Consider the following 15,325-nt stretch of genomic DNA (forward strand, 5'->3'; position numbering starts at 1 on the left):
AGACAAAAGAAAAGGCCCCGAGGCGTTAACCTCGGGGCCTTTTGCGTTTCAGCGGACGAGTTACGCCGCTTTTGCTTCCGGCTGGCTCAGGGAGCGGTTCAGCGCGCTGAACAGGGCCTTGAAGCTGGCAGTGGTGATGTTTTCATCAATGCCCACGCCATGCACCGCACGTTCGCCGTTCACGCGCAGTTCAATGTAGGCCGCAGCCTTGGCATTGGTGCCTGCGCCGATCGCGTGTTCGTTGTAGTCCATGATTTCCACCGGGATCGGCAGGCCGGCCACCAGTGCTTCCAGGGCACCGTTGCCCTTGCCACGCCAGTGCAGGTTGGTTTCACCCTGGCCTTTGCTGGAGACTTCCACTTCGACGGCGCTGTGACCGTTCTCTTCCTGCAGGCGATGGCTGACCAGTGCGTACGGCGTATTGGCCTGCAAGTACTCGCTGTGAAGCAGCGCGTGGATCTGCTGGGCAGTCATCTCAAGGCCCAGACGATCAGTCTCGCGTTGTACGACCTGACTGAACTCGATCTGCATGCGGCGCGGCAAGTTGATGCCGTATTCCTGTTCCAGCAGGTAAGCGATACCGCCCTTGCCCGACTGGCTGTTGACGCGAATCACCGCCTCGTAGCTGCGGCCGATGTCGGCCGGGTCGATCGGCAAGTACGGTACTTCCCACAGCGCGTCCGGTTTCTGCTGGGCGAAGCCCTTGCGGATGGCGTCCTGGTGCGAGCCGGAGAACGCGGTGTGAACCAGGTCGCCGACGTACGGGTGACGCGGGTGCACCGGAATCTGGTTGCACTCTTCAACGACTTTGCGCACGCCGTCGATGTCGGAGAAATCCAGTTCAGGGTTAACGCCCTGGGTGTAAAGGTTCAGCGCCACGGTCACCAGGTCGACGTTACCGGTACGTTCGCCGTTACCGAACAGGCAACCCTCGACACGGTCGGCGCCGGCCATCAGGCCCAGCTCGGTGGCCGCAACGCCAGTGCCACGGTCGTTGTGGGTGTGCAGGCTGATGATCACGCTGTCACGACGGTTGATGTGACGGCCGAACCACTCGATCTGGTCAGCGTAGATGTTCGGTGTGGCGCATTCGACAGTGGCCGGCAGGTTGAGGATCACCTTGTGCTCGGGCGTCGGGTTCCAGACCTCGATCACGGCGTCGCAGACTTCCTTGGCGAATTCCAGCTCAGTGGCACTGAAGGTCTCTGGCGAGTATTCGAAGGTCCACTCGGTTTCCGGCTGCTTGGCGGCGTATTTGACGAACAGTTTGGCAGCGTTCACGGCGATGGCCTTGATCCCGTCCTTGTCCTGATTGAAGACAATCCGGCGGAAGGAAGGGGAGGTCGCGTTGTAGAGGTGAACGATGGCCTTTTTTGCACCACGAAGGGATTCGAAAGTCCGTTCGATCAAGTCTTCACGGCCCTGGGTCAGCACCTGGATGGTGGTGTCGTCCGGGATGTGGCCACCTTCGATCAGGGTACGCACGAAGTCGAAGTCGGTTTGCGAAGCGGCCGGGAACGAGGCTTCGATTTCTTTCACGCCGACGGCGACCAGGGTTTTCCAGAAGCGCAGCTTTTTCACTGCGTCCATTGGCTCGATCAGCGACTGGTTACCGTCGCGCAAGTCGGAGCTGCACCAGATCGGCGCGGCAGTGATGGTCTTCGACGGCCAGGTGCGATCCGGAATGTCGATAGTCGGGAAAGCGCGGTATTTCGAAGACGGGTCTTTGAGCATGCTCATCAGGAAATCCTTATGGTTGTGGCCGAAAAGAGGCGGCCTGCCGGTGGATCAAAAATGCGTTGGATAAAGCGTGAGACGAGGCACCACGATTCAGCCCGGCAGTCGTGCGCTGACGAGGCACAGGCTGCGGTGCTGGCGGAGCTGAATGAGGGTGTGAGAGGTTTTCATGTCTTCAACCCTAACCGCGAGGGTGAAAGATGGCAAGCAGTCGAAAAACTTTGAGATAAATACCCGAAAATGGTTTTTTATCGAGATTTTATTGCTGTGCATGGCTGGGATTGTTGTGATGTTTGCGCGAGGGTTGGGCTAGGCGCAATTGAAGATTTCAGGCGCGGGAAGTTCTTCGGTGCCTGTGAAATTGTCATCGCGAGCAGGCTCGCTCCCACGGGGTATCGGTGTGACCACAGATTTGGTGAATACCCCAAATCCACTGTGGGAGCGAGCCTGCTCGCGATGAGGCCAGTAGCCTCAACCGATATTCAAGGCTGGAATGCGCCGATGAAAATCGCCGGGTCCACACGGGCATCGTTCAGGCTGACGTTCCAGTGCATGTGCGGCCCGGTGGCACGTCCGGTGGAGCCGACTTTGCCGACTACGCTACCGCGCACCAGTTGCTGGCCGACTTTTACGTCAATTTTCGACATGTGGCAGAACATGCTGATAAAGCCCTGGCCGTGGTCGACGAACACGGTGTTGCCGTTAAAGAAGTAATTGCCGATCAGAATCACCTTGCCGCTCGCCGGCGTCTTGATCGGCGTACCGGCTGGCACCGCGAAGTCCAGGCCTGCGTGGGGATTGCGTTCTTCGCCGTTGAAGAACCGGCGCACACCGAACTTGCTCGACAGCGGACCATTGACCGGTTTGTCCAGCAGCAGGTTGCTCGGCGTCACCGGGCTGAAACTGCGGTAGGCGCGGATCTGCTCGGCAAGTTCGGCGTCGATGCGCTTCAGGTCGTCCGGGTTCGGATTCACCTGGCGCTGGTTCTTCAAGGTGATGTGCTGTTCCGGGTACTTCTTGTTGCCGACCATGAACGTCAGGTTACGACCGCCCGCACTGAGTGCCTGGCTGCCGGGTTTGACGGTCAGGGGCACGCCGACAATCGCCAACCAGTTGTTCTGCTCCTTGACCACCAGCACCGGCTTGCCTTGATAACTGGCCTTGGGCGCCTGAGCCGAAGCGCCCAGATCGACCACCGCCACGCCTCCCGACACCGGTTTGTTCAGCAGGCGAGTGATGTAGCTGTCGGCGTGGGCGTTGAAGGTCAGGCAGAGCAACAGCAAGAGGCTGAGAACACGCGGCATGGATCAATCCAGTAAAGAAAGGGTGACAGGCGTCAGGTGGTTGTCTTCGACCCGGACCTGCAATTGGCCTTCGCCGAGTCTGGCTTTCAGGCGTTGACCGTTGTGGGTCTGCGCGGCACTGCGGATCGCGTTGCCGCGCTCATCGAGCAAAATGCTGTAACCACGGCCCAGCGTCGCCAAAGGGCTGACCACGTGCAGGGTTTGCATTTGGGTTTGCAGTTGCAGGCGCCGGGCTTTCAGACCTTCGCGCATCGAGCGCGGCAAGCGTTCAGCGAGGCTGTCGAGGCGCTGACGCAGCAGTGCCAGTTGCCGCCCCGGATGTTGCCCGGCGAGACGGGTTTCCAGGCGAATCAGCCGTTCGCGACGGGTATTGAGGCTGCGTTCGAACGCTCGGCGCAGGCGCATGTCCAGGTCGTCCAGGCGTTGCGCTTGCTGACGCAGGCGTTCGCCGGGATGGCGCAGGCGACGTGAGATGCCTTCCAGGCGCAGGCGATCACGCATCAAGCGGTCGCGGATGCGCATGACCAAGCGTCGATGCAGGCTTTCGACCCGACGCACCAGATCGCTGGAATCCGGCGCCAGCAGTTCGGCGGCGGCCGACGGTGTCGGTGCGCGGACGTCGGCCACGAAGTCGCTGATCGACACATCGGTTTCATGGCCGACGGCGCTGACAATGGGTGTGACGCAGGCATCCACCGCACGGGCCACGGCTTCTTCGTTGAAGCACCAGAGGTCTTCCAGCGAGCCACCGCCACGGGCCAGGATCAGCGCATCGAAACCACGGGCGTCAGCCAGTTTCAACGCACGGACGATTTGTGCAGTGGCCTCGCGGCCCTGCACGGCGGTCGGGATCAGGGTCAGCGCGACTTGCGGCGCACGGCGACGGAACACGCTGATGATGTCGCGAATCACCGCGCCGGTCGGCGAACTGATGATGCCGATGCGTTGCGGGTGCGCCGGCAGCGGCACTTTGCGGTCGGCACTGAACAGGCCTTCGGCGCTGAGTTTTTCCTTCAGTGCATCGAACGCCAGACGCAGCGCGCCGTCACCGGCAGGCTCCACGGTGTCGAGAATCAGCTGATAGTCGCCACGCCCTTCAAACAGCGAAACCTTGCCCCGGACCTTCACGGCCAGGCCATCCTTCAACGCCTGCCGGACCCGCGCAGCGTTCTGCCGGAACAGCGCGCAACGCACCTGGGCGCCGCTGTCCTTGAGGGTGAAATAGATGTGGCCGGACGCTGGGCGGGCGAGGTTGGAGATTTCGCCTTCGACCCAGATGTTGCTGAACACGTCTTCGAGCAGCACCCGCGCGCGGCCGTTGAGCTGGCTGACCGTCAGGACTTCTCGGTCCAGGCCGAGTCTTGCAAAGGGATCTTTAATCATGGGGCGCAGTTTAAAGGCATTCGACGCTTAATCTCCATGTGTCCGCGATAAACCCTTGTGGGAGCGAGCCTGCTCGCGAAGGCGGATTAACTTTCAACATTAATGTGGCTGACACACCGTATTCGCGAGCAGGCTCGCTCCCACAGGGGGTAAAGTCGTCAGTGGTACTCAAGGAAGACGGGGGATGAACGTGCTGGAATTATTGAATCAATGGTCCTTCGGCGCCACTGACTGGTTGGTGATCGGCCTCGGCATCAGCCTGGCCTATATCGTTTTCGGCATCGCAGGCTTTGGCACGGCGCTGGTGGCAGGTCCTGTCCTGATTCTGTTCATGCCGCTGTCGAAAATCGTGCCGTTGCTGGTGCTGCTGGATTTCGTCGCGGCCTTCGGTAATTTACTGCCGTCGCGGCGGGACGTAGCCAGACCTGAGTTGTTGCGATTGCTGCCGTGTATGGCAGTGGGTTGCACCTTGGGAGTGATTTTCCTGCTGAACCTGAAATCGGATCTGTTGTTGCTATTAATGGGGCTGTTTATCAGCGCGTATGCGATTTACAGCCTGTGGGTGAAAGCCCGGCCGACACAGTTGGCCGCAGCATGGGCAATCCCGATGGGCACGGTGGGCGGAATGTTCGGGGCGTTGTTCGGCAGTGGCGGCTTCTTATATGCGATTTATCTGAACAGCCGCTTGCCCAAGGACGCGGCCCGGGCGACCCAAAGTGCGCTGATCAGTTGCAGCACGGTAGTGCGCTTGAGTCTGTTTACGCTCGCCGGGGTCTATGCCGAGCTACCCTTGTTGGTATTGGCGGTGTGTTTGTTGCCGGCCATGGCGCTGGGGCTGTGGATGGGTCGACGGTTGACCATGAAGATGACCCGCGAGGCCTTTGTGCGGCTGGTGACCTGGCTGGTGCTGGCCAGTGGCATTGCCTTGATCGGTCGCTATATCAGTACTTGACCTGAGTGCGTCAGGGATTAAGCTGCCGGCCGCAAATCCTGTGGGAGCGAGCTTGCTCGCGATGGCGGTGGGTCAGGCCATATCAATGTTGGCTGCAATGGCCTCATCGCGAGCAGGCTCGCTCCCACAAGGGTGATCATTCAGTATCTGTAGGCCTGCACCCATGAACTCGCAAAGCATCCTCGTCCCGAAAATCTCCACACTGCCGGTGCATGAACCCCGGGCGCGGGCGATTGTGCGGTGGCTGGTGCGCAAGAACATCATTGAAGAAGAACTCACCACGTGCGGTCGTACCGGCAATCGCATGGCCCACGCCATCGCACCTGGCGCGCGGGCGGTGGTGCTGCACCCCGAAGCATTGCCGTTTGGTGAGCCGATCAATGGACTGGAGATCATCACCAAGCGCTGCATCTATACACCGGCCAAGGGTTTTCTCGAAGAGGCCGGTTGTGCCGAATGCCGTAAAGAGATCGGCGAGGCGCTGTTCGAAAGCCTGGAAGACTGGATGCCGGGGCGCACCGACAACTTCATCTGCCCCGAATGCGGGCATGAAGATGACATCAACGGCTTTCTTTTCCTGCAAGAGTGCGGTTTCTCAAACCTTGGCTTTATCTTCAATAACTGGGCTGAAGCCGGGTTCAAGCAGAGCTTCATCGACGAATTCGCCGAATGGCTGGATCTGCCGGTGAGTTGGGTCAAGGTAGAGCTATAGGATTGCCGCAACTCCCGTAGCAGCTGTCGAGGCACGAGGCTGCGTTGCGTTTCCGCAGGACCGCCCTCGGGGGCCGCTTTGCAGCCCAACGCAGCCTCGTGCCTCGGCAACTGCTACGACCAGCGCAGCCCTTCTATCAGCAATGCCAATAATAGACAGACTTTTACATTGAGCCTGAGGGGGTGTCTGAGTATAATGGCGCGCTTCCATTTTCCCGCTCGGGAGCCCCCGCGATGCTGCGTATCAGCCAAGAAGCTCTGACCTTCGACGACATTCTTTTAGTGCCTGGTTATTCCGAGGTGCTTCCTAACGAAGTCAGTCTCAAAACCCGCCTTACCCGTGGCATCGAGCTGAATATTCCACTGGTTTCCGCTGCCATGGACACCGTCACTGAAGCCCGTCTGGCAATTGCCATGGCTCAGGAAGGTGGCATTGGCATCATCCACAAGAACATGACCATCGAGCAGCAAGCTGCCGAAGTGCGCAAGGTCAAGAAGTTCGAAGCCGGCGTGGTCAAGGACCCGATCACCATCGAGGCGGATGCCACGGTCCGTGATCTGTTCGAACTGACCCGCATGCACAACATCTCCGGCGTTCCGGTCCTGCACGATGGCGACCTGGTCGGCATCGTCACCTCCCGTGATGTGCGCTTCGAAACCCGTCTGGATGCCACCGTTCGTGAAGTCATGACGCCCAAAGAGCGTCTGGTGACTGTCCGTGAAGGCGCCAACAAGAACGAAGTTCGTGAGCTGCTGCACAAGCACCGTCTGGAAAAAGTCCTGATCGTTGACGGCAAGTTTGCCCTCAAAGGCATGATGACCGTCAAAGACATCGAAAAAGCCAAAGCCTACCCACTGGCCAGCAAGGACGACCAGGGTCGTCTGCGCGTCGGCGCTGCGGTCGGTACCGGTAAGGACACCGGCGATCGCGTCGCGGCACTGGTTGCTGCCGGTGTTGACGTGGTGGTGGTCGACACTGCCCACGGTCACTCCAAAGGCGTAATCGACCGCGTTCGTTGGGTCAAACAGAACTTCCCTGAAGTCCAGGTGATCGGCGGCAACATCGCCACCGGCGCTGCCGCCAAGGCCCTGGCCGAAGCGGGCGCTGACGCAGTCAAGGTCGGTATCGGCCCTGGCTCGATCTGCACCACCCGTATCGTTGCCGGTGTCGGCGTGCCGCAAATCAGCGCCATCGCCAACGTCGCCGCCGCTCTTGAAGGCACTGGCGTTCCGTTGATCGCCGACGGCGGCATCCGTTTCTCCGGTGACCTGTCCAAGGCCATCGTTGCCGGTGCTTCCTGCGTGATGATGGGCTCGATGTTCGCCGGTACTGAAGAAGCGCCGGGCGAGATCGAACTGTTCCAGGGCCGTTCGTACAAGGCTTACCGTGGCATGGGTTCGCTGGGCGCCATGTCCCAGGCGCAAGGCTCTTCCGACCGTTACTTCCAGGACTCCTCCGCGGGTGCCGAGAAGCTGGTTCCGGAAGGTATCGAAGGGCGTGTCCCGTACAAGGGCTCCCTGAGTGCCATCATCCATCAACTGATGGGCGGCCTGCGTTCTTCCATGGGCTATACCGGTAGCGCCGATATCGAAGAAATGCGTACCAAGCCAGAGTTCGTGCGCATCACCGGCGCCGGCATGGCGGAATCTCACGTCCACGACGTGCAGATCACCAAAGAAGCACCAAACTACCGCGTAGGTTGATGCTTCCAGCAAAATGTTAAGTAACCGGGGCTGTTCTTCAGCCCCGAGTTGTTTCTGATTTCTCTTTATTTGAATGACCTAGACGAGACTGAATCATGGCCCTCGACATTCACGCTCACCGCATCCTGATCCTCGACTTCGGCTCCCAGTACACCCAGCTGATCGCCCGCCGCGTGCGTGAAATCGGCGTTTACTGCGAGCTGCATCCGTTCGACATGGACGACGAAGCGATTCGCGAATTCGCACCGCGCGGGATCATCCTCGCCGGCGGCCCCGAGTCTGTGCACGAAGCCAACAGCCCCCGCGCCCCGCAAGCGGTCTGGGACCTGGGCGTACCGGTTTTCGGTATCTGCTACGGCATGCAGACCATGGCCGAGCAACTGGGCGGCAAGGTTGAAGGTTCCGAGCTGCGTGAGTTCGGTTACGCCCGTGTTGATGTAGTCGGCAAGAGCCGCCTGCTCGATGGCATCGAAGACCACATCGATGCCGATGGCCTGTTCGGCCTCGACGTGTGGATGAGCCACGGCGACAAGGTCACCAAAATGCCAGCGGACTTCCACGTCCTGGCCAGCACCCCGAGCTGCCCGATTGCCGGCATGTTCAGCGACGAGCGCGGCTACTACGGCGTGCAGTTCCACCCGGAAGTGACCCACACCAAGCAGGGCGGTCGCATCCTGTCGCGCTTCATTCTCGACATCTGCGGCTGCGAAGCCCTGTGGACGCCGTCGCACATCGCTGACGATGCCATCGCCAACATTCGCGCTCAGGTCGGCACCGACAACGTACTGCTCGGCCTGTCCGGCGGTGTGGACTCCTCGGTGGTTGCCGCGCTGTTGCACAAAGCCATTGGCGACCAACTGACCTGCGTCTTCGTCGACAACGGCCTGCTGCGTCTGCACGAAGGCGAGCAAGTGATGGCCATGTTCGCCGAGAACATGGGCGTCAAGGTGATTCGCGCCAACGCTGAAGAGCAGTTCCTGAACAACCTGGCCGGCGAGTCGGACCCGGAGAAAAAACGCAAGATCATCGGTCGTACGTTCATCGACGTGTTCGATGCCCAGTCCAACAAACTGGACAACATCAAGTACCTGGCCCAGGGCACTATCTACCCGGACGTGATCGAGTCGGCTGGCGCGAAAAGCGGCAAGGCTCACGTGATCAAGTCGCACCACAACGTGGGTGGCCTGCCGGAAGAAATGAACCTCAAGCTGGTTGAACCCCTGCGCGAGCTGTTCAAGGACGAAGTCCGTCGTCTGGGTCTGGAACTCGGCCTGCCGTACGACATGGTCTACCGTCACCCGTTCCCGGGCCCGGGCCTGGGCGTGCGGATTCTCGGTGAAGTGAAGAAGGAATACGCCGACCTGCTGCGTCGTGCCGACCACATCTTCATCGAAGAACTGCGCAAAGCCGACTGGTACCACAAGGTCAGCCAGGCGTTCGTGGTGTTCCAGCCGGTGAAATCGGTTGGCGTGGTCGGTGACGGCCGTCGTTACGCCTGGGTTGTCGCCCTGCGTGCGGTAGAAACCATCGACTTCATGACCGCGCGTTGGGCACACCTGCCTTACGAACTGCTGGAAACCGTCAGCGGCCGCATCATCAATGAAATCGAAGGCATCTCCCGCGTCACCTACGACGTGTCGAGCAAGCCGCCAGCGACCATTGAGTGGGAGTGATCGTGTTTGAGCCTGTGAACTCAGGCTCAAAACGATAGCGGTAAAGGAAGCCCCCGGTTGTGAGACCGGGGGCTTTTTGCGTATGCGCGTGGCAGAAACAGGCAATGAACTACAGAGGCAAGCGGCCTTCTAGGTCCATGCCCATGCGGCTGAGGGCCCAGGACAGTTCGACGATATCGGCGTAATGCACCTGATGCACGTCAGTCCATGTCGGACGATTGATCAGATATTTGCCGTCAAGCGTACGCTCGACCAGCGTTCGCGCAATCTGACGGTCTCTGCCGCGATGAATCAACGTCCAGGTTCCATCGACTTTCTCGAAGGTGAACATGCCCTGCCGGAACAGTAGGCGATTGAGTTCCGCCGGTGTCCTTTCGAGTAGCGGTAGCGGCATCTGCAAACTCAGGTCAGCGTTCAGCGTATCGAAATCGCCACTGACATGGTCTGGTTGCGTGGTGAACCCTCGTCCCACTTCGATGCCCCGGTCTGTCTCGATCAGCAGGTTTTGTTCAGGCAGCACTTCTTCGATGCGCAAGCCGATACCGCCCTGCATTTCACTGATGCCGGCCATGCCGCGAAAGGTATTGGTGTTTTCCTGACCCGTCAGCACAACCCACTTGCCCGCTCCGTTGAGCGATTCGTTGGCCTGCATGAGGGTGTGGGTGAGGTAATTCTTGATGGCTTGTTCATGCATGTCAGGCAGCGACGAGCCGGGATATCGATAGCTCGCCAAGCAATCCGTTGCCTGAACCCGAATCCCGTTGAGACGGGCAGTCTTGACCACTTCCAGTGGCGTAGACCGTCCTGATGGGTCGCTTTGTAGCTGTTGCAGAGATTCCTCCAGGTCATCGGACATTTCTCCGGTGCTGAAGAATGTATTCAAGTCCAGTTGGCTGAAATCGTTGAGCAGACGATGGAAATAGAGAGTTTTGACTCCCTGCCTGGCGAGGGTTGGCATGTTCTCGATAAGAAACTGCATGCTGGCGATGCGATCCTGACTTTCGCCAATGACCAGACCCCGCGCAGCGTCGAGTCCTTTCTCGATCAGCTCTGTGGTGGTAGTCGATGGCGTGACGACGGGGACGGTCGGGCGAGCAGGCAAGGAAGCGGAAAATCCGCTGCGGGCAAAGAAGCTGCGAGCGTCTCGTGATAACTCGGTACGAGGGGCTGCGACGTATTCGTCATAGGTGGTTATTCCTTTCGTTCTGCCGTCGGGCAAACGCATGATTTTGATGTGCGTCTCCGGTTTGCCCATCGCCAGTTTCCTGAGGCTGTATCTGTCAGGTGCGTCGTATTTTGTCGAGGGTCTGCGCAGGGCGGACGATGCTTGACGTTGAGCCGCTGCCTGAGAGGTTCCCGGTAGCGGGTCGGTAACGCCCTTGCCGCCACCCTTCAGGCCGGCGCGAGAAGTCAGCTCCCATTCACCCTGAGCATTCAGGCGTACCGGTAGTGAGCCTGAAAACGCGTTCGGGTTTTCAGGATCGATGATGGCCCAGGTGCCTACACCGTTGGCGTCGGCTTCGTAACGCACGTAGTAGGGCATATCGTTGAGCATGATGGCAGTCGAAGGGTTGCTGTTGAGTCGATAGATGCCCTGGAATTTTCCGGGGGATGTTTCGGGTGTTATTCCTTCCAGCAATTCGTTGGCTTGCCAGTGCTGCGGTAGGGTCGGCTCCGGGACTTCAGGTCGTGCCTGGGCAAGGTCCTCGAGCACCGATGTGGCGCCCTCGGCCTCGCCGGCCACTTCTGGCCAGCCCATCGGTTGCATGCCTTTTTCTATCAATGCCTGTTTCAGTTCACCGAGGTTATCCACGGTCATGGAGTCGTGGGTTGGCCCGAGCGGGGTATCCAGATTGATCTTGCCACCGGGCGTCGACCGGATGACGCTGTCCGCCATTTGATGGTTGGCGTTGCGGTAAACCACCAGCACGCTGCTTCTGTAGCGCTGAAAGGTGAACATCCCCGGTTCCGGCAACAGCGCTCGCAGTTCTTGCGGGGTTCTATAAGCCCACGGCGTTTGCATCTGTACACGCCAGTCACCTTTGATCAGCGCCTGAATGCTGTCGAAATCAGTGAGACCGTCCACCGTTTCATGGACAGATGAGCCCGGATAGTCTGCATACTCCACCGCGAGTCCCGGATCGGAGCCGATGGGTTGTGCCTGACCAGGTGTCACCTCATCGATTCGTACACTCAAGGCGTCGGTCTGCTCACTGATGCCCTGGTAGCCTCTGAAGCTCGTCATGTGTTCCTGATTGACCAAGGCAATCCATTTGGCGGGCCCCTTCAACTCTTCATTGAACTGAATGACCTCGCTGGCAAAAAAACTCCTCGCCATTTGGCTGTCCGGATCCCGGGAAAGCAAGTCTTCATTGATGTTGTAGGTGGTTGTCATGTCGATGGCTTGAACCCGCACGCGCTGGGCATTGGCGGACTTCACCAGTGTCAGCAGGTTGAATCTGCCCTCGGGGTCGTTGCCGGCCTTGATATCGAGTTTTCTCAGGTAGTTCTCCAACTCCTCGGGCATTTCGCCGGTTCTTGCAAAGGTGTCCAGGTCGAGCTGATTGACGTTGGCCAGCAGTTCCTGCAAGTACAACGTCTTCACGCCGCGGCGGGCCAGAGCGGGCATGTTTTCGATCAGGAACTGTTTGCTGCCGATGCTGCCGCGGCTCTCGCCGACGACCAGCCCCGGTTTTTCCGCGAGTGCGGCGTCGAGCAGTTCAGTCGACGTGTTTATCACCCGTGCAGACGATACGGGTAGACGAGGAGTCGGGGGATTGAGCTCGTAGTAGGTGTTTGCATCGTTGATCAGATCGTTGCGAGGTTCTTCCTGAGCCAGCTCGAACTCGCTCAAAGACTCAGTGGCTTCGTCGGCAGGGGACATGAACACACTGCGGGCACCGACGGTATCGACATCAGTCATGAGCACACTACGCACGTCTATGTCGCCGAGGGTCCATACCCGCCTGAACAGACTGCGGACATCGGGCCCACCGAGTGCCCAGGCCCTCATCTCGGGGTCTTCGAGCCCGGGGACATGAATGCCAGGCGTCCGTGCCCATTCTTCGACGACGGACTCACTTGTTGCGCCAGCGGTCGCAACAGGCGGTACATCCATGCCGCCCCTCAGTCCCAGTCGCGGGATGATTTCCCACTTGCCTTCGGCGCTCAAACGCACGGGAATTGAACCCGAGAAAGCATTGGGATTGGCCGGATCGATGATGGCCCAGGTACCACGACCGTTTATGTTGGTTTCATAGCGCACGTAATAAACGTTGTTGTTGAGCTTGATGGCGCTTGAAGGATTGGACGCGAGCCGATAGGTGCCTTGAAACTTACCCGGTTCGCGAACCAGTGTGTCGTCGTTGAGTGACACATCGATCTTGAAGGTTTCCGGCACCTTCACGGTCGGCTCGGTCTTGCCCGGCGCTTCAACGGTGACTTCGGTCGGCGTCGGTTCGGGGCCTTTGGTCGGTTGTGTCGTCTCCTTCAGTTCTGCCATTTCCTTCGCCTCGGCGGCGTCGATTTCGGGGCCGATTTCCTGTAGCGAACCGGGACCTTTAAGGACGAGCAGGTTGAACAGCATATCAATGCCGCTGAGCACCGCGCCAAGCACGCCGGCCTTGCGCTCTTCGGCGGTTTTGCCGTTGACCGCCTGGTCGATGTTCAACCCCATATTGGCGATGCTGGCGCCGATCACCGGCAGTGCGACCGGCCAGCCGACGACCGCCATCGGGCCAAACACTTTCACGCCGGCGCTGAGGTAACCTATCCACAGTTTTTTGCGTAGATCGCCATTGGAGGTTAGCGACAGCGCGGCCTCGGCGAACATCGCGGCTTTTGTCGAGTCTCGCAGCCAACTGAAGGCGTCACCGCGAATGGCCTGGTTTTCCTGGTTGATCAGGTGATGGTCGTACTTGCCCCATGTGCTGACCAGTCGGTTCATAAGATCAGTGATGTTCTCGGCGATACTCTGACGATCGGCCAGGGAAAAGTGCGTCATGAACGCCTGGCGCGCATCCTCCTTGTTCATCCGCTGCAACATCCAGTAGTGCATGTCCGTGGCGGTTTCCAGTACCTGGAAGGCGTCGGTGTCGCCGGGCAGGTAAACGATCTGCCGCCCCTTGGGCGCGACAAAGCGAAGAATGTTGGTGGCGACGTAGCCGGCGACATCCAGGGTTCGAATGCTGTCAGCGCCAGGGTGTTGTGATTGTAAAAACTGCAGGCTGATCGGCCAGGTGATCGGGCCAAGGACCGCATGTGTGACGAACTGGAAGTCTTCGTCGCTCAACTGGCCTTTGTCCCGTGCCTGCACGGCTTTGATAAGGAAATTGCATTTGGCCAGAGTACGAAAGTCAGTGCCGGAATCGTTCCAGAAGGCTGTCAGTCGCTCTGTGTACAACGAACTGAAGTCGATGCTCCAGAAGTCCTTCAGCACCTCGTTGCCGTGCAGGCGAACCTCGTTGGTTTCATTGAACGTGCCGGCGTTCGGGCCGGCGGTATAGAAGCCGGCATACACGTCGAGCAGGTCGGCATTGTCCTGGTCGGCGACGCGGAATCGGTGGATCACCAGCTGTGTCAGGGTCATGGAGGATGAAGGCGTTGCCATGACATGCTCCCATCCCGTGAAGGCTTTCGAGCTGCTCTGAGCAGCATCGAAGCGGTGGAAGTACACCTGATCCGGATCGAGGTCGGTGATGGCGTATTTCTTCAGTAAATTGCTGGCGACCTCGTGAGCCGTGTCTTGCAGGCTGGGGCACGTCTGGACGACGGCGGTGGCGATCGCCTTGAGCGCTGCCCTGTCGGCGGCATTGGGCAGTGGACGGGTTTCGTTCGAGTTCATGCACTCTCTCTCCTTGAGAAATGGGCACTGAGGATGACCCGTTAACTCAAGGGAGGTGCACTACATAGTTATCCCCCAATGCTATCCGGGGCCGTGTAGGGTCAGCGCCTGGCCACGTCCGAAAAGTAGAACTTGTCCAGGGTATGCCGCGACTCGGTGTACTCGAACTGCCGGCCATCCTGCAAAAAGGTCTGGTTGCTGACCACGATCACATGGCTTTGGCCCTCAAGGTCAAGGTGCTGCTGGTCGTCCTTGCCTCGCGGTACGGCTTCGATGGTGCGTTGTGCGTAGCTGATCTGTAGTTGCAGCGTCTGTTCGATGAACGCATAGATCGAGTGCTCGGCGATCTCGCGGTTCAGCCCCGGAATGAGGTCGGCGACGAAGTGGTTGATGTCCAGGATGACCCTTTTCCCATCGATTCGACGCACGCGCTTGATCCGCGTGATCAGGCTGCCTTCTTCGGCTTTCAGGTGTTCGAGCAGCGCGCCTTGCAGGGGAATCTGCTCGAACTCCACCACCTCGGTGCTGACGTCATTGCCCAGCCTTGGGTAGGTTTCCTGAAAGCTGACGATACCGCCGAGCTGGAATTCGATCGGGCTGGGCGACAGCACGAAGGTGCCTTTACCGTGAATTTTTTGCGCGAAACCGCGTTCCTGAAGCAGTTCGATAGCTTTGCGCACGGTGCCGCGACTGGCCTGGTAGCTGTCCATCAATTCGGTTTCGGAAGGCAGCCGGGCGCCGCGTTCCAGGCGTTCGGTGGTGATACTGGCAAGCAGATCGCTGTAGATCTGGTTGTATTTGCTCATGGGAATGGCTCAGTGCCGCGTTGTACTGAAGGCAGGAACCTTAGGGAACGCGTGACGGTTTGTCTATTGCGCTGATGACAGGCGTGTCTTGGCGGTCGGAAATATCGCCGCTGGTCGGGTTGTGGATAAACAAAATGAAACTCGTCTGTACGAGTTGTTGCATTAACTCGTACAGACGAGTACTTTTCGCTTCGGCATGCTGCCAAACAACA

9 protein-coding genes are annotated in these 15,325 nt (G+C 59.2%); 4 read left to right on the top strand and 5 right to left on the bottom strand.

What is annotated here, in order from left to right; genetic code table 11:
* Positions 1–60 precede the first annotated feature (60 nt).
* The 3 genes from leuA to xseA form a co-directional block, all read right to left on the bottom strand.
* The gene (leuA, locus tag NTD87_RS08615) at positions 61–1,740 is read right to left on the bottom strand and encodes a 2-isopropylmalate synthase (RefSeq protein WP_262113262.1); all 1,680 of its coding nucleotides are present in this window, start codon (positions 1,738–1,740) and stop codon (positions 61–63) included.
* 479 nt (positions 1,741–2,219) lie between these two features.
* On the bottom strand, positions 2,220–3,041 hold the full coding sequence (locus NTD87_RS08620; protein ID WP_262113264.1) for a M23 family metallopeptidase: 822 nt from the start codon (positions 3,039–3,041) through the stop codon (positions 2,220–2,222).
* 3 nt (positions 3,042–3,044) lie between these two features.
* Positions 3,045–4,424: an exodeoxyribonuclease VII large subunit gene (xseA, locus tag NTD87_RS08625; protein WP_262113265.1), complete on the bottom strand. Its 1,380-nt coding sequence runs from the start codon at positions 4,422–4,424 to the stop codon at positions 3,045–3,047.
* A gap of 184 nt (positions 4,425–4,608) precedes the next feature.
* On the opposite strand from xseA, the gene NTD87_RS08630 reads away from it, so the two are divergent.
* From NTD87_RS08630 to guaA, 4 genes are all read left to right on the top strand, one after another.
* Positions 4,609–5,376, top strand: a complete 768-nt coding sequence (locus NTD87_RS08630) for a sulfite exporter TauE/SafE family protein (protein WP_262113266.1) — start codon at positions 4,609–4,611, stop codon at positions 5,374–5,376.
* A gap of 163 nt (positions 5,377–5,539) precedes the next feature.
* A complete protein-coding gene (locus NTD87_RS08635) occupies positions 5,540–6,088 on the top strand; it encodes a sugar ABC transporter ATPase (RefSeq protein WP_071553518.1) in 549 nt (182 codons plus the stop codon).
* Positions 6,089–6,321: 233 nt separating this feature from the next.
* On the top strand, positions 6,322–7,791 hold the full coding sequence (guaB, locus tag NTD87_RS08640; protein WP_123425107.1) for an IMP dehydrogenase: 1,470 nt from the start codon (positions 6,322–6,324) through the stop codon (positions 7,789–7,791).
* Between the two features lie 95 nt (positions 7,792–7,886).
* Positions 7,887–9,464 carry a glutamine-hydrolyzing GMP synthase gene (gene guaA / locus NTD87_RS08645; protein WP_262113269.1) on the top strand — a complete coding sequence of 526 codons (1,578 nt, stop codon included), beginning with the start codon at positions 7,887–7,889 and terminating at the stop codon, positions 9,462–9,464.
* A 109-nt stretch (positions 9,465–9,573) separates the two neighbouring features.
* On the opposite strand, the gene NTD87_RS08650 is transcribed toward guaA, so the two are convergent.
* Together NTD87_RS08650 and treR are read right to left on the bottom strand one after the other, a co-directional pair.
* Positions 9,574–14,307: a membrane-targeted effector domain-containing toxin gene (locus NTD87_RS08650; protein WP_262113270.1), complete on the bottom strand. Its 4,734-nt coding sequence runs from the start codon at positions 14,305–14,307 to the stop codon at positions 9,574–9,576.
* 101 nt (positions 14,308–14,408) lie between these two features.
* The gene (gene treR / locus NTD87_RS08655) at positions 14,409–15,113 is read right to left on the bottom strand and encodes a trehalose operon repressor (RefSeq protein ID WP_262113273.1); all 705 of its coding nucleotides are present in this window, start codon (positions 15,111–15,113) and stop codon (positions 14,409–14,411) included.
* Positions 15,114–15,325 lie beyond the last annotated feature (212 nt).

This window comes from Pseudomonas sp. 6D_7.1_Bac1 (assembly GCF_025465945.1).
Classification (GTDB): Bacteria; Pseudomonadota; Gammaproteobacteria; order Pseudomonadales; family Pseudomonadaceae; genus Aquipseudomonas.